Raw genomic sequence first — 24,166 nt, 5'->3', positions numbered from 1 at the left:
ATATTTTTTAATTTTTGATTACGCTGCTATTTGCTCATCCATCATCATCTCATAATGCTCCTTACCAATTGTTTTAAATATGGAGAGAAATACATCGAATAATACTTGAGGCTGCTCATTTATTATTTTTTGATAATAAATTCCATCAAGAGCCGAAACTTTATGGCTTTCATCATTTATGGTAGATATAAAAGCACATTTAATGTAGTAATTTGGTAAATCTTTATTTTCATTTAAAAGTGCCGACCAAGAATCTGTACCTAAACCAATAAAGTTTACATAGCTTTCAATTATTCTCCTCATTGTATTTGAAATGAAGATGTTATTGGTGCTACCATTATGAAGGTTCTCTTTAGTCTCCTTTAAACTTGACCAAAGTAAAGAATAGTCATCTTTGATAATTCTCTCGTGTTGTCCATTTATTGATGTACTGTTTGCAGTCTTTTTAAGGTTAAAATGATAATGATGTGTACAAATTCTGTTTTCAAAAGACACTTCTTTATAGAAATAGAAATTGTGAGTCAAAATAAAGACCTGACTAATATTCTGATTTAAAAAGGACCGTTTATCAGGTTTATTACTACTGCCTTTTCTTTGGATTAACTCTCTAATTAAGGTCGTGATAATAAATAGAGCTTGACTGTCTAAGCTAGAAACAGGGTCATCAATGACTATTATTTTCTTTTTGTTACCATTGCTTTGGAGGTCATCAGTTCCCAAACACAACCTATAAAAATATAAGAACGAAATAAAATTCTTTTCACCTTCACTAAGAGTTTTGAATATTGGTTCACTATCATCCTGTGTTTGAGGACGCTTTAAGTAATATCTGGAAATATTATTTACCTTATCCTTTTCAGCAATTTCAAAACCTGCAAAGCCTGCATTTTTCAGTATATTATTAATATAATCTACTGCTTCTTTTGTATCTGCCGTTTGGTTTCTTAGGGTTTCAATATTTTGCTTTGCTGCTGTAATTTTACCATAATAGTAAGCTTTCAAATGACCAGCTAACTCTTTAATACTATCATATTTAGCTTCTCTATCTGCAAAACCATCAATTTCGTCTCGACAATTATTGGCTATATAATTCCATATATCATTAAGTAAAGTTTCTTTATTGGCATCTAAATCAGAGAACAGCTCGTTATTATCTTTTATCAGTTTTATAATTTCAGACAAAGCAGCTTTTTTTGCGTGTAAGCTGGTAATTGTTTTCTTCTCGTTCGAGTGTTCTATTTTATAGCTTATTATATCAACATTATCGTCAAATAAAGCTGATAAGGATATTACAAGGTTAGAAACTTTATTTTGGGGATTGAACTCATTTTGAATTTGAGAAATATTGGAAATAAAAACATTAGCCTTTTCTCTATATGAAGTTTTTAAAGCCTCCAATTCAGCTATTTTTTCTTTGTACGTTTCATCAAAAAACTTAGAAAACTGTTCCCTTAATTCTGCATCAATGGTCTCTTGCTGACAGAAGGGACAAGTGCTACCTGAAGATTCAATATAATCTAACCCTTGCTCAACCCAATTTCTAGAATTAAGTGTTTGTATTAATCCGGAAATATTAACGTCTTCATTTCCAACTATTACTTCTTGTAAAAGGGTATTAATCTTTTCTTCTAACTTGCGTAATTCCCAATATACCTTAGCATTAACACTTATTTGAATTTCTTTAAGTTCCTTTTCATATAAGCTTTGGTAGCGTTCCGTAAGGTTGGTAATCGTAGAAATTGTTCTTAAAGGATTTTGTAATAACCTTTTGACTTCAGTTAAATGGTTAGAACTACTACCAGGGTAAGCTAATCTAACTTTTGTAAAACTGTCAAACGTTTTTCGTTGATTCCAACAGTGATTCACTAAATTGGTTTGCTTTGTACTCTTATCTGAATCAATAGCTCCTATCTTAGCTTTATACTTATCAATCTGCTTCTTAAAATTTTCAACATTATCCTCTTCATCTTTAATTTGTTGGTCTATGATTGCATTCGATTGATTTAAAGAAAAGACTCCTTTTAGGTCACTATTAGTCACAAAGTTCTCCTCAATAAAATCTTCGTTAAAGGTTAAAATTTGATGCTGAGTTTCATCATATCCAACGTGAGTACACTGGTTGAAATCCGAATTTTGACTATTTGTATCTAAACTCAGATTATGTAGATATTTACCAATAGTTGATTTTCCTGAACCGTTAAAACCAAAAAAGAAATTGACTCTTTTTAAGTCATTTATAGGAACACCATTAACGGCATCATAAGTGGCAATATTTTTTATGTTTAAAGACGTTATCATATCACGACCTCTTTTTCCTGTTCAACTTTGGTCATTTTTGTGAGAAGCAAGTCTTTCAGTTCAAGTAGCTTTCTAATTTCTTTCTTTTGTAATTCAATCTGATTTTGAATTGGTATACTTAAATCAGAAAAAGAATGAATTTTACTTTGAATAGGTATCAATACCAATATTCTTTTAATGTCCTTTATAGGCAACTGAGGTTGAGCTGAACCTGATAAAAAGTTTTCAATATTGTTTGTCATTTCCTGACTTCTCATCAAGTAGTATAAGAATAATGAATTGTTAAATTCTTTCGGTCGAAAAATCACCATTCCAGAATTAATTCTTAAATGCTCAAACTCTATTTGTTCGCTGTAATATGCTAAATTCCCAACAGTTCCTCTTGTAGTAAGAACTGTATCCTTTCTTTTCAATTTTCCCTTTCTTAGTAATTCATCTCTTTCTTTGGTAATGAAACTATTATTTGAGAGGTCAAAGCCACTCTTTGTTACGTTTCCTGCATTTAGAAACAAACAATAGCCGTTTTCTGAAAAATGTTGTTGACTAGGATAATTCCGACCTCTATCACCATCCATTATTTCACACAAATCTTCTATATTTCCAACACTCCACCCCTCAGGAATCTCCTTATCCAACTCCTCGGTATACACCATTTTTCCACCACTAGACTTATATGGCTTCCCATCTTCATTTGGAAACTCAAACTCCACAAACCAATGTTTATATAAAGCTTGAGCAGTCTCTTCTAGTTTTTGGTTGAGTTGTTCGTTGAGTTTGATGCGGTTGGTAACGGTGTTGTATTCGTTAACTATTTCGCGTTGTTTTTCTATAGAGGGGATGGGGAGTTCAAAATCAAGAAAATCTTCCCATTCTAAACTACCTCTTACACCACCGACAGCGTGAAATGTGGCTTGTCTGTCAAACTCTGCACGTGAAAACCACATCATTAAATAATCGGGGTCAAGTATAGATTCATCGACAACTTGAAAAACCGGATAGGCTTGAGAGATAATAGCTTTTTCAAAGTCCTTTAAGATAGCAACAGGCATTTTTTTATCTCTACGTACTTGCATTGTACTACACGCAAATTGATTCTTTCGAATAATTTTGTAATTCTTCATATTCGTCCCAACTGTATTTGCAACAGATGGAATAAATCTCTTTTCTACTGTTAAACCTAGCAGTAAATCAATACTTAAATCAGTATTTCTTTCATCAACAAGCTCTATGTAATCACCGATTCTTTTATAATTCGAGCTCATAACCTAATTCTTTAAACACGTTTAACAATTGGGTTTTGCTCTCGGCTTCTTGTTGTAACAAGTCGCTTAAATCCGTTTGTAGAGTCGTCATTTTCTCATCAAAATTGATATTCTCGTCACGGTTTACAAACTCGATATATTTACTAGGCACCAACGAGAAGTCTTTTTTAGCAACTTCTTCTAAATTGGCACTGTAACAGTATTCAGGTACGTTTTTATAATCTGTGTCTGCTTGTTGCCAATTGTGGTAGATTTTGGCAATATCTTGAATGTGTTGTGCTGAAAATTGGGTGTATTTTTTTTCAAAGGGTTCTCCTATTTGGCGCAAGTCCATAAACAAAATTTCATCCTCACGATTACGGTAGTAACGTTTGGTGTCCGGCAATTCAACAGTTCGTTCGGTTTTGTTTTTGTTTAAAATCCAAAGTGTCACACTAATATTAGTGGTATAGAACATATTTTGCGGTAAAATGATAATGGCTTCTACCAAGTTGTTTTCAACCAACTTTCTACGGATTTTATATTCTTCACCACCACCAGATAAAGCTCCATTTGCCAAAATAAATCCTGCTACACCATTTTCGGAAAGTTTACTTACCATATTCAAAATCCAACCATAGTTGGCGTTGCTTTTTGGTGGCACATCGTAGTCTATCCAACGTGGGTCGTCTATAAGTTCATCAGCACCTCTCCAATCTTTTTGGTTGAAAGGAGGGTTTGCCATAATGTAATCGGCTTTTAAATCTTTGTGTTGGTCTTGAGCAAAGGTATCGGCTGCCTTATCTCCTAAATTGGCAGCAATTCCACGAATGGCTAAATTCATCTTAGCCAGTTTATACGTAGTGTTCGTGTATTCTTGACCATATATAGAGACCTCTTTCTTATTACCGTGATGATTTTCTATAAACTTAATGGACTGTACAAACATTCCACCAGAACCACAGGCAGGGTCATAGATAATCCCTTTATAGGGTTCTATCATTTCGGCAATAAGATTTACAATACTTTTTGGGGTGTAGAATTCACCTTTTCCTTTTCCTTCTTTTAAGGCAAAGTTTGCTAAGAAATATTCGTACACTCTTCCAACAATATCCTGACCTTCATTTTGTAGCGTATCTATCTCATTTATTTTATCGAGTAGGGACCCTAATTTGGATTTGTCTAAACCTAAGCGAGAGAAATAGTTGTCGGGTAAGGCTCCTTTTAAAGAAGGATTGTTTTTTTCAATGGTATGCAAAGCCGTATCAATTTTAATAGCGATATCATCTTGCTTTGCATTTTTACTGATATAAGACCAACGAGAAACTTCTTCCAAGAAAAAAACATTTTTCATATTGTAGAAATCCTTCATTTCTACATATTTCTCTTTACCTTCTGCAATGAGTTCCTGTCTGCGTTGTTCAAATTTATCACTGGTAAATTTTAGAAAAATCAACCCTAATACTACGTGTTTGTATTCTGAGGGTTCTACGGAACCTCTTAGCTTATCGCAAGACTGCCAAAGGGTTTCTTCTATAGATTTGGTCTTCAGTACTTTTTTCTTGGCCATTTATTGGTTGGGTTATTTTACTTTAATTCATTAAATTTTTCCTTCATGGTAGGATTGTTGTAGGTTAACTTCTTTATAGTTAAATCCTCCGCTTTGTTATTTGCCAAACGTAAATTATTAACAGATGCCAGCAGTGCATCTTTTGTCTTTTGTAAATGCGTTATGGTTTTATCAATTTCTTTGATTGCATCCCCAAACTGTCTACTAGCTAAATCATAGTTTCGAGCAAATCCAGTTTTAAAATCATTGATTTTTTCTTCGAAATTGGTAATATCTAAATTTTGATTTCGCATAATACTGAGCTCCGTTTTATACTCCAGTGATTTTTTACCTGCGTTGCGTAATAGGGTAATCATCGGAATAAAAAATTGCGGACGAATAACATACATCTTGTCATATTTATAAGAAACGTCCACTATTCCTGTATTGTAAAACTCATTGTCAGCCTCTAATAACGAAACAAGCACGGCATATTCGCATCCCTTGGCATTTCTATCTTTATCCAATTTGGCAAAAAAATCTTCATTCCGTTTTTTAGTGGCAGTTTGGTCATTTTCATTTTTCATTTCAAACATAATGGATACAATTTCATTATCATTTTCATCCTTATCCTTAAAAATAAAATCACCCTTGCTACCGCCGGAAGCATCGTTATCCTTTTCAAAATAGGCATTTGGAAAAGCCGTAGGTCTTATTTTATTAAACTCAATTTCGCAGTGTTGTTCTAGAGTTTCGCCAACCATTTTGGTTGAAAGCTTTTGTTTGTAATCTTTTAAGCGCTCAATTTCTTCGTCACGGTATTTTATGACTTGGTCTTTGGTTTCCAACTCCCTTCTAAAATCATCTTTTAGAGATTTGGCTAATAATTCTTTTTCTACCTCTTTAGTTTTAAGGTTGTTTTCTAGTTTGTCCTTTTCCTTTTCTAAGACACTGACTGCCTCTTGCAGTTCCAGTTTCTTTTGTGTTTCCGCTTGCTCTAATTTGGATTGTAAGTCCCTAATTGTATTGTCTTTTTTTGAGACTTCCTGGATTAGCTCCGTCTTGCTTTTCTCTCGAAGGCTATCTATCTCTCTTTGTTTTTCAGCAAATTTTTGTTGGAATTCGTTTATTAACTGAGACTCTTTCAATTGAAGAGCATCAGCCTTTTGCCTTTCTGCAATATCCAAGCGATTATTAATTTCATCTTGGAACTGTTGGTCCCGAACTTGCTTAACTATATCAGAATAAACCGAATCGTCCACTTTAAAGACTTCATGACAATTTGGACATTTAACTTCTGTATTTTTATTCATTTTAATGACATTATTTGTAATCGAAACAATTCTTAATTCTTAATTGGTTTGTGTTTTGAACAAAAAGCGTTGTCTAATTCTTGTTCTTTATCCCAGAACAAAGTTCCACATTCCTTACAGGTTCTTCGTCCACGAATAGCGAGATATTTATAAAGGGTTTTCTTGGAACCCACATCAATTAGTTTCATGATTTCTTCAACGCTCAATTCGTTATCCCTATAATAGCGTTCCGCCAAAATAGCTTTTTGTTCTGCCTTTTTGCTTAGCCCAGGCTTTCTGCCTATTCTAACGCCCCTACGTCTAGAGCTTTCCAGACCTGCTCGTGTTCTTTCTATTATGATATCTCTTTCTAATTGGGCCACGGAGGCGAATATGTTAAATATAAATCGACCATGGGGGGAAGTGGTGTCGATAAAACTTTCCTGAATACTCTTGAAATGTACGCCTTTTTGTTCAAACTCTTCTACCAACTTTGCCAAATGGGAAAGGCTCCTCGCTATCCGGTCTAACTTCCAAACTATTACGGTATCGCCTTCGCGTAACTTTTTAAGCATATCATCCAAACCTTGCCGTTCCGCTTTGGCTCCAGAAGAAACATCGGTATAAATATTAGGAGGGTGTATCCCTTCTTTTAAAAAAGCATCTACTTGTAAATCGTGTTTTTGGGATTTTGTGCTAACCCGAGCGTAACCAAATTTCATACTGTGGTATTAAAACGTATACAAGGTAAACTATTTAAGTGTACGGAAATAGTAAACCGTACAGAATTAAGAATTAGGTTTTGAAATTAAAGTTCAAAAAAAGGGTGGTTTAAATAAGCCTTTTATGGAATATGGGTATCGATGAAATATTTACGAAGGAACGCCTATTTTTAGCAAGACTGATTAAAGTTCGGATTATTACTTTTTGCGTGTGTTTTTGGTTATTCAAAAACCATGACAAAAAAAAGGATTTCTAAATACTCGATACGTGAGGAAATCCATAATATAAAATAGCCCTAGGGCTATTTTAATAATTGTGAAACGATGGTTACCACGGTAATCACGAAGCCTATAAAACTTATCATTCCGATAAGTACGTTGTACTTTGAATTAAGGGTCTCGTACTGAGTTGACATCTTATCCCGAAACATATCCATTTCGGTTTGCATGATTTCCATTTTGCTCTGTGTGGCATCCATTTTGTTGAATACCTTTTCCATGTCGGATTCTACTTTAAATTTAAGTAATCTCTAAAATAGGAAAACCTGAAACAATTTACAATTTTGTTATAAGGGCTAATTTTTCTATATAAAGCCTATCCTTAGAACCGCTGTTTACAATATTTTTCTAAATAATATTTACTTAAAACTAAAGCACATGCCTTATAAAAATGAAATTTATCACATATTGTAGTGGTCAGGCCAACCAATAATTAATTGAATAATTAAGTATAAAGCCCAGAATTTGTACAGTAGAAGTATAAATATTGCCACGTCTTCTGCTAGTCTTAAAATAAAAAACCCTTCTAAATCAAAGACTTAGAAGGGCTGTTGGTGGTCCCACCTGGGCTCGAACCAGGGACCAACTGATTATGAGTCAGCTACTCTAACCAACTGAGCTATAGGACCTATTTCTAGGGGTGCAAAATTAAATTTTATTTTTTATTACACCAAAATAATTTGAGCTTATTCCGTTATTTCTTGGCACAACTCTATTAACACACCATTAGTGGTTTTAGGGTGTAAAAAGGCAACCCATTTATTATCTGCTCCTTTTTTGGGAGATTCATTCAATACCGTAAAACCCTCTTTCTTTAATCTTTCTATTTCCTTATCTATGTTTTCTACAGCAAAAGCAACATGGTGTACCCCCTCTCCTTTCTTCTCTATAAACTTAGCTATAGGGCTATCTGCTTGGGTAGCCTCTAATAACTCTATTTTATTAGGTCCACTTTTAAAAAAAGAAGTTTTTACCCCTTCTGATGCAACTTCTTCTATCTTATAGTGCTTTGTTCCTAATAATTTTGCGAACAATTCATTAGAAGCCTCTAAATCTTTTACAGCTATTCCTAAATGTTCTATCTTGTTCATATTCTTAAATTTTTATTTAAAAATACGGCAATACAATAGATTGCCAAGGAAATAGGTAATTTTGCAATTATGGAAGAAACTCAAAGACAGCGAAAGATTGCTGGCATTTTACAACAAGACCTTGCAGAGGTTTTGCAAAGAGCCGCAACGGATGGAGGATTAAAGGGGACACTAATTTCTGTTTCTAAAGTTACTATTACTACAGACCTTTCTATAGCCAAGGTTTACGTATCTATTTTTCCTTCTGACAAGGGGGATGAATTAATGAAAGGCATAACTTCTAACGAACCTTTAATTAAGCACGAACTAGCACAGCGCACAAAAAATCAATTACGGAGAGTACCTAATCTTATCTTTTATAAAGACGACTCTTTGGATTATATAGAAAAGATTGACAAATCTTTAAAGGGAGAAGAAAACCCTATTACTGACCGTAGTTTATTAGAAAAACGCAAAAAATACTAATTTTTGGGATTTTCTGCGTACATAGCAAAGCGTTATTTACGCTCCAAAAGTAGTCAGAATGCAGTAAATATCATCAATTTCATTACCTTTCTAGTTATAGTTATTGGTGCAGCTGCATTGTTTGTTGTGCTCTCTGCATTTTCTGGGCTTAAAACGTTTAGCCTTCAGTTTACAAACACATTTGACCCAGATTTAAAGGCAAGACCTACAAGTGGCAAGTTTTTCACGGTTACCCCATCTGTATTGAAGGAACTTGAAAACGCCGCTGGGGTTGCGCATTTCTCTAAAGAAATTGAGGAACGTATTTATCTTAGTTTCGAAGAGAAAAATCATATCGCCTATCTTAAAGGTATAGATGAAGCTTACCATAAGGTAACAGGAATAGATAGTACTTTGTATTTTGGTAATTGGGGTGTAGCGGAAAATCAGGCAGTGATAGGTCTCGGTATTTTTAATCTGTTAGGCGGACCTTTAAATAATTACTTAAAACCTTTAAATGCAATCACTCTAAAACCCGGTAAAGGTTCAATTTCTGCAAATGCCTTAAACTCTAGAAGTTTTTATAACCAAATGCCTTTAGTGGTAAGTGGTGTTTATGCAGTTGAGGACGATCTAGATAAAAAATATGTATTTACACGATTGCCAATAGCTCAAGCATTTTTAGAAAAAGACAGTACGCAAGTAAGCGGAATTAACTTTAAGCTCAATCCAAATGCAAGTATAGAAAAAGTAAAGCGAGAATTACAACAGATATTGGGAACATCTATAACTGTTGTAAGCCGAAGAGAGTTAAATAGTACACTTTATAGAATGCTTAATACCGAAAATGTTGCTACCTATCTGATTTTCACTTTGGTACTGATTATAGCTTTATTCAACGTTGTTGGAGCAATTATTATGATGATTTTAGACAAACAACAGAATTCTAAAACCCTATATGCTTTGGGTACAACCCTGCCTCAGCTACGTAATATCTATTTTTTACAGGGTTTAATGGTTACGAGTTTAGGGGGCCTAATAGGCCTATTTTTAGGCAGTGTACTAGTTTTGTCTCAAATTACATTTAAGTGGCTTAAAATAACGCCTACCTTGGCTTATCCGGTAGAATTTAAACTGATAAATTTGGTAATAGTGATGGCAACTATCTTTATTTTAGGATTACTGTCCGCAAAAATTGCAAGTAGCAGAATTACCAAAAAACTAGTAGCCGCAACTTAAGCAAATTGATGGTCACCAAATTTATCTAGAACCTCCTCAAAGACATCGAACACATCCGAAGCATCATCACTAGTAACCATCTTCATTCTATATTCTTTAAAATGTGGAATACCTTTAAAATAGTTGGTATAATGCCGGCGTGTTTCAAAAACGCCTAGTTTTTCACCCTTCCAATCAATAGACATTTGTAAATGTCTGCGTGCCGCTTCTACCCTCTCCGCCATATTTGGTGATGGTAGATGTTCACCTGTTTTAAAATAATGCTTAACCTGATTAAAAAACCATGGATTGCCAATACTAGCTCTGCCTATCATAGCTCCGTCTAGACCAAAATCATCTCGCATTCGTACTGCAGCTTCTGGTGTATCCACATCTCCATTGCCAAAAATGGGTATATACATTCTAGGATTGTTTTTAACCGCTGCTATAGGTTTCCAATCTGCTTGGCCTTTATACATTTGAACACGGGTTCTGCCATGAATGGACAATGCTTTTATACCCACGTCTTGTAAGCGTTCCGCAACCTCAACAATTTTTATAGTGTTGCTATCCCAACCTAATCTAGTTTTAACAGTTACAGGTAGTTTGGTACGCTTTACCATAGCCTCCGTGAGCTTAACCATTAAAGGAATATCTCTTAAAATGCCTGCTCCTGCATTTTTACAAACCACTTTTTTAACAGGGCAACCAAAATTGATATCTATTATATCTGGATTAGATTTCTCCACAATATCTACCGCTTCTAACATAGAATCTAATTCCGAACCAAAAATCTGTATACCTACTGGGCGTTCTTTCTCATAGATATCTAATTTCATAACGCTTTTAGCGGCGTCTCTAATCAACCCTTCTGACGAAATGAATTCTGTATACACCACGTCTGCACCATTTTCCTTGCATAGCGCTCTAAATGGCGGGTCACTAACATCTTCCATGGGAGCAAGAAGTAGCGGAAAATCAGGCAGTTGTATGTTTCCTATTTTTGGCAATTTTCTTTTTTTTGGAAAGCAAAATTACAAAAAACCAATAGAATACTTAATCCTTTAAACGGTCGCGTTCATTTTTATTAATGGCCCTTTCATTATTTGATAATCTGTAATTACCAAAATTATAGGTAAAGCCTAGTCTTAAAAATCTAGTTTCTTCCCGGGAATAATAATAGTTATCTTGATTTAGGTATTTAGAAGTCATCCTAGGATTTGCTTTTTTAAGTACATCTTCAATTTGTACTGAAATGCTGGCTCTATTTTTCCATAAATTTTTTCTAAAACCTATATTTAAATTGGTTGTGGCAGACTGTACATAGGAGCCAAAAATGAATTCTGAAAGATGTGTTAAGGATATTTCTCCAGTAAAAGAACCGTCTTTAGATAAGGTTAAATAATTACCTAAATACAAATAAACTCCATCAACTTTATTTTTATATGGAACGTTACCGCTCTCGATAGCCAAAAATGTTTCGTCTTCGTAAAATAAAGAAGCATAGCCGTAAAAGTACCAAGAACTTAACAACGATTTACTAACCGTGAAATCTAATCCGTAAGAAGTGCTTTCTAATACATTCTGGTTTATCGTTTTCTTTATTCTTAATTCATTGTCTTGAAACTCCAACGGACTAATATAGGCTCCGTTGTCTCTGTAATAAAAATCTATAAAGTATTCTCCATTTATGGTATAATTAAAATTGAAATTGTTAGTGAAGTGTGGCACTAAATTAGGGTTACCCTCTCTAAAGTCATTTTCATTAATAAATAACCTAAATGGATTTAAATCTTGATATTTAGGCCTTGTTACTCCTCTATTATAATCTATGGAAAAGCTATTATTCTCGTTTGGTGCATAGGTTAAAAACACGGATGGAAATAATTCAAAAAAATTCTGATTATTTTGCTGACCCAAGGATAAGCTATTACCTACCGCATCTGTATATTCTCCCCTTACACCAATTTTGGCAGAAAATTTATCCCAAGAATTAATGTAAGTAAGATAAGCTGCATAAACCTTTTCATCATATTCAAAATTATCAGATAGCGCAGCCGTAACATTTTGATCTTCTCCTTGAAAATTATTATAATCCACAAGGTTGTCAGAATTTATTCCTGCAAATTTAATTCCTGTTTCAATAGAACCAGATCCTATAGGCTGTTCATAATCTAATTGAGATGTAAAGATTGTTATGTCTTGTTCCTCTTCTGTGGTAAAACTAAATGAACGTGTTAAGTTTCCAGATGGTGAAAAATAATTGGATCCAAGATTTTGGGTTTGACTATGATCAAAGCTTGTAATATGTGCATTTAAAGTTAATTTACTGCCTAATTTTGTAAAATTACGCTCATAAGTACCATCTAGTGCAATGTTCAGTCTATCAGAATTAACCTCTCTTAATGAAGTAAATGTAGAATCTAAAGTATTATTACGGTTAAATATAAATGCATCTAGTAAGCGATTATTCTTTTTGTTTGGGTCTATGACCACATTAGAGGTAAAGTTTAATTTATTGTTTTCATCTATTGTGTAGTCCAAAGATGTATTTAAATTATGTACTCTTGACTTCGTAATTACATCAGAATTGCTAAACCAACTAGAATACGTCTCATTATTTTCATCTTTATAGTTAACACCTGTGTCTGATCTAAATATTTCCTTTTTAGGACTAAAATTATAATTAGCGAAAACATTTACTTTTTCGGTTTGATAATAGTGACTTGTTCCTAAAGAATATTTAGGGAATACCGCTTGCGTATAACTACCGTTAACACTACCCTTATAACCTGCAACTAATCCTTTACTTGTTACAATATTGATAATTGCTCCTGAATTTGCATCATAATTAGATGGTGGAGTAGCCATCACTTCTACTGCTTTTATGTTAACACCAGAATAACCCTCCAATAAATCTTGTAATTCGTTTTCTGACAAATGCACTTTTCTATTATTGATATAAATAGAAGCTTTCTTACCTTTTACTAATAAGTTTCCTTGATTTTCTATTACCCCTGGAGTATTCCTTAATATACTCCAGCTGTCTCCAGAAGATACAACCGTGTTCTCTACGTTAAAAACAAGCCTATCTGCTAATCGATTTACCGTTGGTCTTTTCTGGGAAACCACCACTTCCTCTAACTCATTTGTATCGCTTTCTAATATAATAGCTCCAAGATTGTAATCCTTACTTAAAAAATGAAAAATATATTCCGAATACAACCCTACATAACTAGCCCTTACCAAAATACTATCACTCTTTACGGCCTGGAATAAGAATTTTCCATTCTCATCTGCAGATACTCCGCCTATGTAACTAGTATCCTTCGCTTTATACATAAGAACATTGGCAAACGGAACCCGTTCTGCCTGGGCATTAATTATCTCGCCATGTAATTTATATTCTTGAGAAAGAAGGACTTTAGTACCCAAAAAAAGGCCCAATAAAAGGGCATAACGTAGGTTTAGCATATTTGATTAGTGGTTAACACTCAAATCTAATGAATATAAGTCGTTCAAAAAAACAGAACAATTATTTCAAGGTTTAAGATTCCTAAAAGCTTTTTTAACCTAATTTTTATCGGTAATTTCTTAAAAAAGATTAGAACACAACTACCTTGTAGTATCTTTGCCCTCTAAAAATCATTCGTTGAATGAAGCATATTCGTAATTTTTGCATCATTGCACATATTGACCATGGTAAAAGTACCTTGGCAGATAGACTATTAGATTTTACTGGTTCTGTAACTGAAAGGGAAAAGCAAGATCAGTTGCTAGATAGTATGGACCTAGAGCGGGAGCGTGGTATTACTATTAAGAGTCACGCTATACAAATGGAATACGTTTATCAAGGTGAAACTTATGTGTTGAATTTGATAGACACCCCTGGACACGTAGATTTTTCTTATGAAGTTTCTAGGTCTATCGCTGCCTGTGAAGGAGCACTTTTAGTGGTAGATGCAGCGCAAAGTATACAAGCCCAGACCATATCTAATTTGTATTTAGCATTGGAGAACGACCTAGAAATTATTCCTGTTCTCAACAAAGTTGACCTACCTAGTGCTAATCCAGAAGAAGTTACAGATGACATTGTAGATTTGTTAGGTTGTGCACCAGAGGATGTTATCCCTGCTAGTGCCAAAACAGGACTAGGCATTGAAGAAATACTTTCTGCTATCATAGAACGTATTCCATCACCAACAGGAACGGTAGAAGCGCCATTACAAGCTCTAGTTTTTGATTCGGTTTACAATCCGTTTAGAGGGGTAGAAACTTACTTTAGAATTTTAAATGGAGAACTTAAGAAGGGGCAGAAAATTAAGTTCATGGCCACAGGAAAGTCTTATTTTGCAGATGAAATTGGGACACTTAAACTTGTTCAACATCCTAAGCAAAAAATTTCTACTGGTGATGTTGGTTATTTAATAACAGGTATAAAAGATGCCCGTGAGGTAAAAGTAGGTGACACGATAACCCTGACGGAAAACCCTTCTGAAAAAGCAATCGCTGGTTTTGAAGATGTAAAACCAATGGTTTTTGCTGGTATTTATCCGGTTGATACAGAGGATTTTGAAGAGCTACGGTCTTCAATGGAGAAATTGCAGTTAAATGATGCTTCTTTGGTTTTTGCACCAGAAAGTAGTGCGGCACTTGGATTTGGATTCCGTTGTGGATTCCTAGGCATGTTACACATGGAAATTATTCAAGAGCGTTTGGAGCGCGAATTTGATATGACGGTAATTACCACCGTACCCAATGTTAGTTACCACGCCTTTACAACAAAGAATACCGACCAGATTGTAATTGTAAATAATCCTTCAGATTTACCAGATCCTTCTACCTTAGACCGTGTAGAGGAACCTTATATAAAAGCAACAATTATTACTAAATCTGATTTTGTAGGTAATGTAATGTCCTTGTGTATAGATAAAAGAGGGCAAATTACCAATCAGACTTACTTAACTCCAGAACGTGTGGAGTTGTCTTTTGACATGCCTCTGGCAGAAATTGTTTTCGATTTTTACGATCGATTAAAAACTGTTTCTAAAGGATACGCATCTTTTGATTATACACCTATTGGTATGCGAGCATCTAAATTGGTGCGAGTAGATATTTTGTTGAATGCACAACCAGTAGATGCTTTATCTGCTTTGGTACATTTTGATAACGCACAAACCATTGGTAAAAAAATGTGCGAAAAACTAAAAGAGCTTATCCCGAGACAACAATTTGATATTCCGATACAAGCGGCTATTGGCGCTAAGATTATTTCTAGAGAAACAATCAAAGCACTTAGGAAAGATGTAACTGCAAAATGTTATGGTGGAGACATCTCTAGAAAAAGAAAACTGTTAGAAAAACAAAAGAAAGGTAAAAAACGTATGCGCCAAGTGGGTAACGTAGAAATACCGCAACAAGCATTTATGGCAGTACTTAAACTGAACGATTAATTAAAAAGCGACGAAATTTCGTCGCTTTTTGCTTTTATTCTATTTCCGAATTTAATTCTTTGTTTTGCTGCTCTTCTGTAAAAGTGAATTCTTTCCCTAAATACACCAGCTTACTACCCTCTTTAATATTGGTGAATTCTTTACTAAAAGAAGGGATAATAGTTAAATCTCCATCTGGTTCTTTTAGAAAAATAGGAATTATATCATTGTCTGCCTTCGTCAATTCTATCATAGCTTCATAATGTTCCCTATCCTTTATTTCTACTTCATGAATAGTAGCATTTTTACGGGCCGTTTCTGTTAGTTTGATAAAATCATCTGTATGAGAGAACAATCCTTCTTTAGGATTGTTATCCGGATTACTCATTTCATCCGTATCTACCAATCTAAATGCACCATTTTCACCAAATTGTGCGGTAAACTTATCAATAGCAAACTTATTGATGTCTGAGTTTCCTGTTAAAGCCATTAAATATCCCATATCATTGAGCTCAATATTATCTACTAGCGTGTCAGAATAAATATTAGCCACAAATGCTTCTAGACCCAACTTTTTAGCTTTATCTATGTTAGATTGATTACTGTCTATAAGAACTACGTGTCTTTTATTCTTTTTTAAATAGCTCGCAATTAATCTAGAAACTTTAGAAGCACCAACAATTAAAATACCTTCAGATTTAGTCAAGAAAACGCCTACCAAACGTGCAAAAACCCGCGCTGTTGTCGCATTTAAAAGAACAGTTCCTAAAACAATCATAAAAACCAAGGGAGTTATATATTCTGCTCCTGGTTCTCCTTTGGCTAAAAGTTTAGATCCAAATAAAGAAGCAATACCCGCCGCAACAATACCTCTTGGACCAACCCAACTTATAAACAACTTTTCTTTTAGTTTTAAATTGGATCCTTGAGTACTTAAAAATACCCCTATAGGCCTAACTAAGAATACCACAATAGCAAATAACCAAACCGTATTCCAGGACATTAAAAGCTCTAAATCTTGAATGTTAATATTAGCAGCTAAAAGAATAAATAAAATAGAAATCAATAATACACTCAGTGATTCCTTAAAGTAAAGCAACTCTTTTAAATTAGGCAGATTCATATTCCCTAAAACCATACCCATTACCACCACGGCTAATAATCCAGATTCGTGCGCAAAAAGATCCGATTCTACAAAGACCAATAGTACCGCAGAGAGTGATACCACATTCATTAAATAATGCGGTATAAAATTTCGTTTTATTGCAAATGCTAAAGCATGTGCAAACGTAAAGCCAAACGTAGTCCCAAAAAGAATAATTTTACCAAACTCTATTAGTGCAGTTTGGGTATATCCAGAACCTTCTCCCACACTTATAAATTCAAATACCAAAACCGCTACCAATGCCCCAATTGGATCAATCAAAATACCTTCCCACTTTAAAACAGTAGATATATCCTTTTTTAGTGGAATATTCCTTAAAATTGGAGTTATAACAGTTGGTCCGGTAACTATAATTAAGGCAGAGAACAAAAAAGAAAGCTGCCAAGACAATTCAAAAATATAATGTGCTGCCACCCCAGCACCAAAGAATGTAACTACAGATCCAATAGTGATTAGCTTTGTAATCACAGGTCCTACATTGGCAATTTCTGAGCGTTTAAGCGTAAGTCCACCTTCAAACAGTATAATACTAATAGCCAAAGACACAAAATAATACAATCCTTCTCCGGGAAATAGTCCTTTCTCGCCGTTCCAAATAGGTTCAATAAGTTTTAAATGGTCTTCCGTGTACAAAGAAGCTATTGGCCCAACTAGTAATCCTATAAGAATCAAGGGTAAAATAGCTGGTAATTTTAAACGCCAGGCTACCCATTGTGCAATGATTCCAAGTATAATTATTCCGGCTAATTCAACCATTTTTAGATTTTTTGGTAAAATAGGGTTTTTCTTTTAATTTCGTATATCTTCAAACTTGTGGAATACACTTTTTGCATTGAGCTTATAAATCTATCTTTACCTTTTGTTAAAAAAGAAATAATAAAGTTGGGTTTTTACGGTCTTTAGATCGCGGTTTCTTATTTTGTGCGTCATTTTTAGTATTTACTGCATGACTCTATACCCCATAGAAACTGGAAATTTTAAGTTAGATGGTGGCGCCATGTTTGGCGTGGTTCCTAAAAGTATTTGGCAAAAGACGAATCCTGCAGATGCCAATAACCAAATAGATATTGGAGCAAGAAGCCTTTTAATTGAAGATGGAGACCGCTTAACCCTCATAGATACTGGTTTGGGTGATAAGCAATCTGACAAATTTTTTAGCTACTACAACCGTTGGGGAGATGATAGTATTGCCAAGTCTTTGGCTAATCATGGTTTTACCATGGAAGATGTTACAGACGTGTTTTTAACACATCTACACTTTGACCATTGCGGAGGTTGTATACAATGGAACAAGGACCATACTGGCTACGAGCCAGCCTTTAAAAATGCTAAGTTCTGGACTAACAAGGCGCATTGGCAGTGGGCAACGGAGCCAAATGCAAGAGAAAAGGCCTCATTTTTAAAAGAAAATCTTTTGCCCATGCAAAAAAGTGGTCAATTGCATTTTATTGAGCGAACAGGAGAGACATTTCAGCAGCAATCAGAGCTCAACTTTGGCATCTATTTTTTTGATGGTCATACAGAAAAACAAATGTTGCCCCAACTTACCTACAAGGGCAAAAAAATTGTTTTTATGGCAGATTTATTTGCCACGGTAGGCCATATTCCTTTACCCTACGTTATGGGCTACGATACTAGACCTTTGCTTACCTTAAAAGAAAAGGATGCATTTTTGCAAAAAGCTGTAGCGGATAATCTCTACATTTTCTTTGAGCACGATGCCCATAATGAAATCTGCACCTTAAAGCAAACAGAAAAGGGCGTACGCTTAAATCAAACTTATAGTTTTGACGAACTATTTAATGAATAATTTTAAACTAACACTAACATGATAAAAATTGTAAAACCCCTATTGCCACTTTTTGCTGGTTTAACATTGGTAGGTTGTGGTTCTACTACCTTAGTTTCTACACCTGTAGAAAATATAGACACCTTACCACTAAAAGTTGCCGACTTAACCGATGTAGAAAAAAAATCTTGGGGGCATAAAGATTTAATTAAGGATACCATTCCAGGCATGAGTGTAGACAGAGCTTATGCAGAATTGCTAAACGGTAAAAAAGGGAAAACCGTAATTGTCGCAGTTTTAGATTCTGGGATGGACTTAGAACATGAGGATTTAAAACCCGTTTTGTGGACCAATACCGATGAAATTCCAAATAATGGTAAGGATGATGATAACAATGGGTATGTAGATGATATTCACGGTTATAACTTTTTAGGAGAATCTTATAACGAGCAACTAGAATATGCACGTATGCTTCGTTTAAATCTGGGTGATGCATCTTCCTTGGCTAAGGCAAAGTCTCTGTTAGAAAAGGAAAAAGCAGAAACTATCCAAAGTAAGCAACAGTACGAACAAATATTGCAAGTAGTTACTCAGGCTGATATGGTCATGAAAGAGAAACTGGGCAAGGAAACGTATACCAAAGAAGAGGTAATGAAAGTTAAAGCGGATAGCGAGCAACTACAGCAAGCAGCATCTGTTTTAAACTTTGTTTTCCAAAATGGAGAAAATGTAAAAGACGTACTCAAAGAACTTAATGGAGCCGTCACCTACTTTACAGAAAAACTAAATTATAACATCAATGTAGATTATAACGGTAGAGAAATCGTAGGTGATAATCCTTACGATATTACAGATTTAGGTTACGGCAATGGCAATCCTAATAATCGTGTAGAAGACGAATCTCACGGCACCCATGTAGCAGGTATCATTGCTGCTGTAAGAAACAATGGTAAGGGGGTTAATGGTGTGGCCAATAATGTAAAAATTATGAGCATAAGAGCAGTACCAAATGGTGATGAATATGATAAAGACATTGCATTAGGCATAAGGTATGCAGTAGACAATGGTGCAGAAATTATCAACTGTAGTTTTGGTAAATCTTTTTCTCCTAAAGCAGAATGGGTATATGAGGCTTTAGCGTACGCTGCTTCTAAAAATGTTCTAATTGTACATGCCGCAGGTAATGACGGTAACGATTTGGATGATGCCACCAATACCAATTACCCCAACGACCATAAATACGGCGGTAAAGAATTTACAGATAACGTAATTACCGTTGGTGCTTTGGCTCCAAAATACGGTTCTAAAATGGTAGCTGGTTTTTCTAACTATGGCAGTGCAAACGTAGATGTTTTTGCTCCTGGGGCAGAAATTTATTCTACCATACCTTCTAACGCTTATAAATTTGAAGGTGGCACCTCTATGGCTGCCCCTGCTGTCGCTGGTGTTGCAGCACTTATAAAATCACATTATCCAAATCTTAAAGCCAACCAAGTAAAGCAAATTATCATGCAATCTGGGGTTACCACTAAAACCAATGTTATTTTAGCTAATGACCCTTCTAAAAATAGACCCTTTAGCAATGTTTCTAAATCTGGCAAAATGGTGAACGCCTATAATGCTTTAGTACTAGCAGAAAGTGTTTCTAAAGGAAAAATTACACTAGACCAAAACGCAGAATAATATGATCAATCTAATTAAGAAATTAACATTTTTAATGGTTTGTGGGCTATCTTCTCTACTTATCGCCCAAAACAACACGGAATATTGGCAACAACATGTGGATTACACCATGGACGTACAGATGGATGTAGAAACCTACCAATATACGGGTACACAAAAATTGGTATATACCAATAATTCTCCAGACCAATTAAATCGAGTGTATTACCATCTATATTTCAATGCTTTTCAGCCAGATAGTGAAATGGATGCCAGATTGAGCACCATTAAAGACGGAGATAAAAGAATGTTGAATGATGATGGTACTAGTAGAATAACCAATCTATCACCTAGTGAAATTGGTTATTTGCATACAACAACCCTTACCCAAGATGGTGTAAATGTTACGTTTAATGAGGAGGGAACCATCTTAGTAGTAGATTTAGCTAAGCCTATTGCTCCAGGTGCTAAAACTACCCTAGAGATGGAATTTAAAGGGCAAGTGCCTTTACAAATAAGACGTTCTGGTAGAAATAGTGCAGAAGGTGTTGCTTTAAGCATGAGTCAATGGTATCCAAAATTATCAGAGTATGATTTTGAAGGGTGGCATCCTAATCCCTACATCGCAAGAGAATTTCATGGGGTTTGGGGAGATTTTGATGTAAAACTTACGCTCGATAAAAAGTATACTGTTGGGGGTACAGGTTATTTACAAAATCCAGATGAGGTAGGTCACGGTTACGAAACCCCTGGAACTAAAGTAAAAACCAAAGGAAAAACACTAACATGGCACTTTAAAGCTCCAATGGTTCACGATTTTATGTGGGCAGCTGATCCAGAATATGTACATGATGTTGTTCCTATGGAAAATGGCCCAACTCTACATTTTTTATATAAAAACAAACCAGAATTACAAAAAAATTGGAAAGACCTACAGCCAAAAACCGTTGCAGCAATGGAGTTCTTTAGCAAAAACGTAGGAAAATATCCTTATGAACAATACTCTGTAATCCAAGGTGGTGATGGCGGTATGGAATATGCCATGAGTACTTTGATTACGGGAGAAAGAAGCTTTGGTAGCCTAGTTGGTGTAATGGTTCATGAAATGGCGCACTCGTGGTTCCAACATATTTTAGCCACTAACGAGTCTAAACATTCTTGGATGGACGAAGGGTTTACCTCCTTTATTAGCAGTTTGTGTATGAACCAGATTATGGAGCAAAACAAAGAAAACCCTTTTGAGGGCTCTTACAAAGGGTATTACGCTCTTGTAAAGTCTGGTAAAGAACAACCGCAAACTACGCATGCAGACCGTTACCACTTAAATTTTGCTTATGGTATTGCTGCCTATAGTAAAGGCTCTGTATTCTTATCACAATTAGGCTATGTAATTGGGCAAGATAAGCTTATGGAAACATTACAAAAATATTTTGAAGACTTTAAGTTTAAACACCCTGTCCCTAATGACATTAAACGTACAGCAGAAAAGGTATCTGGTATGGAGTTAGATTGGTATCTTACAGATTGGACTCAAACAACAAATACAATAGATTATGCTATCAAAGAAGTTAAACCAGAGGGTCGCAAAACTAAAGTGATTTTAGAACGAATTGGTTTAATGCCTATGCCTATAGACATTCTTGTGGTAGACGCAGAGGGCAAACAAGAAACTGTATACATTCCTTTGCAAATGATGCGTGGTGAAAAAGACAATCCATATCCAAATTTAGATAGAACGGTTGCTAAAGATTGGGCTTGGGCTTTCCCAACCTATGAATTGATTATAGATAAACCCTACGACCAGGTGATAGGTCTTTCTATAGATCCATCCCAATTAATGGCAGATATAGATAGAGAAAACAACGTTTGGCAAGCCAACTAAACTAAAAAAGTTAGGTCCTTAAAAATCCGCTAGGTTTTGCCTTAGCGGATTTTTTACTTTTACAGCAATGGAAGAGCGATTAACAAAAAGAGAACGTTTAAAAAGTAAGCTGGTTATAGACCAACTTTTTATAGAAGGTAAAAGTATAAATCAATTCCCACTTAAGCTTATTTACCTTCCATTACCAAACACTCCTGATTCTTGTTCTAAGATTATGGTAGTTGCACCCAAGAAAAAGTTTAAAAAAGCGGTAGACCGTAACCGTGTTAAACGGTTACTTAGAGAGAGCTATAGGCAACAGAAAACCACCATTTTTAACAACATAAATCAGGATTTTGCGTTCGCCATTTTATACCTTGGTAAAGAAATGCCTACCTATGTGCAGATACAAAGCCAAATGGGTAAACTCTTTAGCAAATTCCATAAAAAAATCTTCGATGAGAAAACTGTATAAAAAAAGAATTCTTGTGCCTGTCATCGCCCTAGCATTTTTAGTTGTAGGGAGTAGTTATAAGAGCGATTTTTTCGAGATAGCCAAACAGATAGAAATCTTTACCACCTTATTTAAGGAGTTGAACATGAATTATGTGGACGAGACCAACCCAGCAAAACTCATGGATACTGCTATAAAACATATGCTAGATGATTTGGACCCTTACACCAAGTTTTTAAATGAACAAGATGTTGAGGATTATAAGATTTCTAATGCTGGGGAATATTCAGGTATAGGAGCTTTGGTACGTTCCTATAAAGACCGTTTACTCATTGTAGAGCCTTATGAGGGCTATCCGGCTGATTTGGCTGGTTTAAAAGCTGGAGATGAAATTATTCAAATAGGAGATATTAAAGTATCCGAATTTGATGATAATGCTAGCGAATTATTAAAAGGAGCCAACGAATCGGAAATTGAAATACAATTTAAAAGACAAGGTAAAACACAGACTACAAAAATTAAAAGAGCAGGTGTAGAAGTAGATGCTGTTCCGTTTTATGCCATGGTAGATGATAAAACAGGGTACATCGTTTTATCTCGCTTTAATAGAAAAGCTTCCAGCCAAACACAAGCAGCTATTATTGATTTAAAGGGTAAAGGGGCTACGCAATTAATTTTAGATTTAAGAGGAAATCCAGGAGGTTTACTATCAGAAGCTATTAACGTTACCAATCTTTTTGTTCCTAAAGGAGAATTGATAGTTACTACAAAATCCAAAGTAAAAAAGTTTAACCAAGAATATAAAACCAAAAATAAGCCGCTAGATACAGAAATTCCTCTGGTAGTATTGATTAATGGCAGAAGCGCGTCTGCTAGTGAAATAGTATCCGGTGGCCTACAAGATTTGGATAGAGCTGTGGTTGTAGGAGCACGTAGTTTTGGAAAGGGCCTAGTACAGCGTCCTTTAAAATTAACTTATGGAACACAATTAAAAGTTACTATTTCTAGATATTACACACCTTCTGGTAGGTGTATACAATCTCTAGATTATTGGAACAGAGATGAGAATGGCAAAGCTGTGCGGAACACCCAATTTAATGAATTTAAAACCCGTAATGGACGTACCGTAGAAGATGGTGGCGGTGTTTTACCAGATGTACAAATAGCAGCGCTTAATAGCAACACACTTGTAGATGCTCTAGATGCTGGGAACGTTATTTTTGATTTTGCTACCGATTATTATTACAAAAATCCGCTGGGTTCTATAGCTGATTTTAATTTTACAGCAAAGGATTATGCTGCATTTAAGACTTTTGCTACCCAAGCAGATTTCAGTTTTAAAACCAAAACAGAGGTAATTTTAGAGCAACGTATAGCAGAAGAAAACAAGCTATTGGGTAAAGAAGTTCAAGAAAAGTATAAAGAATTATTGGGCACCATCAATACATCTAAATTCAAAGCTTTAGATACCTATGAGGCGGTAATTAAAAAGAAAATTACAGAAGAATTGATTCCTAGATATTTCTATAGAAAAGGGCTTTACAATTATAATTTAGAACATGATGAAGCCATACAAACTGCAACTGTTTTATTATCAGATACAAACAAGTACAAGAATATCCTTAATAATTAAAGATGATTATCTGATTATCAATATGTTTTGCGATTT

Annotated in this window: 18 protein-coding genes and 1 tRNA gene; 8 read left to right on the top strand and 11 right to left on the bottom strand. The window is 34.9% G+C overall.

Annotated elements, in window-relative coordinates; genetic code table 11:
* Positions 1–18: 18 nt before the first annotated feature.
* The 8 genes from FBT53_RS06395 to mce form a co-directional block, all read right to left on the bottom strand.
* Positions 19–2,298 (bottom strand): AAA family ATPase, encoded by a 2,280-nt coding sequence (locus FBT53_RS06395; RefSeq protein ID WP_136950335.1) that lies wholly within the window; start codon positions 2,296–2,298, stop codon positions 19–21.
* Positions 2,295–3,560, bottom strand: coding sequence for a restriction endonuclease subunit S (locus tag FBT53_RS06390; protein ID WP_136950334.1), 1,266 nt, complete (start codon positions 3,558–3,560; stop codon positions 2,295–2,297). The genes FBT53_RS06395 and FBT53_RS06390 overlap by 4 nt, the downstream gene beginning before the upstream one ends.
* Complete coding sequence (locus FBT53_RS06385) at positions 3,544–5,109, bottom strand: class I SAM-dependent DNA methyltransferase (RefSeq protein ID WP_136950333.1); 1,566 nt, start codon at positions 5,107–5,109, stop codon at positions 3,544–3,546. The genes FBT53_RS06390 and FBT53_RS06385 overlap by 17 nt, the downstream gene beginning before the upstream one ends.
* Before the next feature lie 17 nt (positions 5,110–5,126).
* Complete coding sequence (locus FBT53_RS06380) at positions 5,127–6,401, bottom strand: DUF2130 domain-containing protein (protein ID WP_136950332.1); 1,275 nt, start codon at positions 6,399–6,401, stop codon at positions 5,127–5,129.
* A 32-nt stretch (positions 6,402–6,433) separates the two neighbouring features.
* On the bottom strand, positions 6,434–7,102 hold the full coding sequence (locus FBT53_RS06375) for a recombinase family protein (RefSeq protein WP_136950331.1): 669 nt from the start codon (positions 7,100–7,102) through the stop codon (positions 6,434–6,436).
* 302 nt (positions 7,103–7,404) lie between these two features.
* Positions 7,405–7,602 carry a hypothetical protein gene (locus FBT53_RS06370; protein WP_136950330.1) on the bottom strand — a complete coding sequence of 66 codons (198 nt, stop codon included), beginning with the start codon at positions 7,600–7,602 and terminating at the stop codon, positions 7,405–7,407.
* 331 nt (positions 7,603–7,933) lie between these two features.
* Positions 7,934–8,010, bottom strand: a tRNA-Ile gene (locus FBT53_RS06365).
* Positions 8,011–8,067: 57 nt separating this feature from the next.
* Positions 8,068–8,472, bottom strand: a complete 405-nt coding sequence (mce, locus tag FBT53_RS06360) for a methylmalonyl-CoA epimerase (protein ID WP_136950329.1) — start codon at positions 8,470–8,472, stop codon at positions 8,068–8,070.
* A 69-nt stretch (positions 8,473–8,541) separates the two neighbouring features.
* Here mce and rbfA point away from each other — a divergent pair, with 69 nt between their 5' ends.
* Both rbfA and FBT53_RS06350 read left to right on the top strand, forming a co-directional pair.
* Positions 8,542–8,937: a 30S ribosome-binding factor RbfA gene (gene rbfA, locus FBT53_RS06355; protein ID WP_136950328.1), complete on the top strand. Its 396-nt coding sequence runs from the start codon at positions 8,542–8,544 to the stop codon at positions 8,935–8,937.
* A 3-nt stretch (positions 8,938–8,940) separates the two neighbouring features.
* Positions 8,941–10,155, top strand: coding sequence for an ABC transporter permease (locus FBT53_RS06350; RefSeq protein WP_136950327.1), 1,215 nt, complete (start codon positions 8,941–8,943; stop codon positions 10,153–10,155).
* Here the strand turns inward: FBT53_RS06350 and dusB are convergent.
* Together dusB and FBT53_RS06340 are read right to left on the bottom strand one after the other, a co-directional pair.
* Positions 10,152–11,144: a tRNA dihydrouridine synthase DusB gene (dusB, locus tag FBT53_RS06345; protein ID WP_136950326.1), complete on the bottom strand. Its 993-nt coding sequence runs from the start codon at positions 11,142–11,144 to the stop codon at positions 10,152–10,154. The two genes, FBT53_RS06350 and dusB, sit on opposite strands and share 4 nt — an antisense overlap.
* Positions 11,145–11,190: 46 nt before the next feature.
* Positions 11,191–13,608, bottom strand: coding sequence for an outer membrane beta-barrel family protein (locus FBT53_RS06340; protein ID WP_136950325.1), 2,418 nt, complete (start codon positions 13,606–13,608; stop codon positions 11,191–11,193).
* A 182-nt stretch (positions 13,609–13,790) separates the two neighbouring features.
* Here FBT53_RS06340 and lepA point away from each other — a divergent pair, with 182 nt between their 5' ends.
* Positions 13,791–15,587, top strand: a complete 1,797-nt coding sequence (lepA, locus tag FBT53_RS06335) for a translation elongation factor 4 (protein WP_136950324.1) — start codon at positions 13,791–13,793, stop codon at positions 15,585–15,587.
* A gap of 34 nt (positions 15,588–15,621) precedes the next feature.
* On the opposite strand, the gene FBT53_RS06330 is transcribed toward lepA, so the two are convergent.
* On the bottom strand, positions 15,622–17,487 hold the full coding sequence (locus FBT53_RS06330) for a sodium:proton antiporter (protein WP_136950323.1): 1,866 nt from the start codon (positions 17,485–17,487) through the stop codon (positions 15,622–15,624).
* A gap of 190 nt (positions 17,488–17,677) precedes the next feature.
* Here FBT53_RS06330 and FBT53_RS06325 point away from each other — a divergent pair, with 190 nt between their 5' ends.
* The 5 genes from FBT53_RS06325 to FBT53_RS06305 all read left to right on the top strand — a co-directional run bounded on the left by FBT53_RS06325 (position 17,678) and on the right by FBT53_RS06305 (position 24,130).
* Positions 17,678–18,541 carry an MBL fold metallo-hydrolase gene (locus FBT53_RS06325; RefSeq protein ID WP_136950322.1) on the top strand — a complete coding sequence of 288 codons (864 nt, stop codon included), beginning with the start codon at positions 17,678–17,680 and terminating at the stop codon, positions 18,539–18,541.
* An 18-nt stretch (positions 18,542–18,559) separates the two neighbouring features.
* Positions 18,560–20,203: a S8 family peptidase gene (locus tag FBT53_RS06320; protein WP_136950321.1), complete on the top strand. Its 1,644-nt coding sequence runs from the start codon at positions 18,560–18,562 to the stop codon at positions 20,201–20,203.
* Position 20,204: 1 nt separating this feature from the next.
* Positions 20,205–22,064 carry a M1 family metallopeptidase gene (locus FBT53_RS06315; RefSeq protein ID WP_136950320.1) on the top strand — a complete coding sequence of 620 codons (1,860 nt, stop codon included), beginning with the start codon at positions 20,205–20,207 and terminating at the stop codon, positions 22,062–22,064.
* 67 nt (positions 22,065–22,131) lie between these two features.
* Positions 22,132–22,518, top strand: a complete 387-nt coding sequence (rnpA, locus tag FBT53_RS06310; protein WP_136950319.1) for a ribonuclease P protein component — start codon at positions 22,132–22,134, stop codon at positions 22,516–22,518.
* Positions 22,502–24,130 (top strand): S41 family peptidase, encoded by a 1,629-nt coding sequence (locus FBT53_RS06305; protein ID WP_136950318.1) that lies wholly within the window; start codon positions 22,502–22,504, stop codon positions 24,128–24,130. The genes rnpA and FBT53_RS06305 overlap by 17 nt, the downstream gene beginning before the upstream one ends.
* Positions 24,131–24,166 lie beyond the last annotated feature (36 nt).

Source organism: Flavobacterium sp. ASW18X (assembly GCF_005144745.1).
In the GTDB taxonomy this organism is placed as follows: Bacteria; Bacteroidota; Bacteroidia; order Flavobacteriales; family Flavobacteriaceae; genus Croceivirga.
This window is presented reverse-complemented; position numbering and strand designations above follow the sequence as displayed.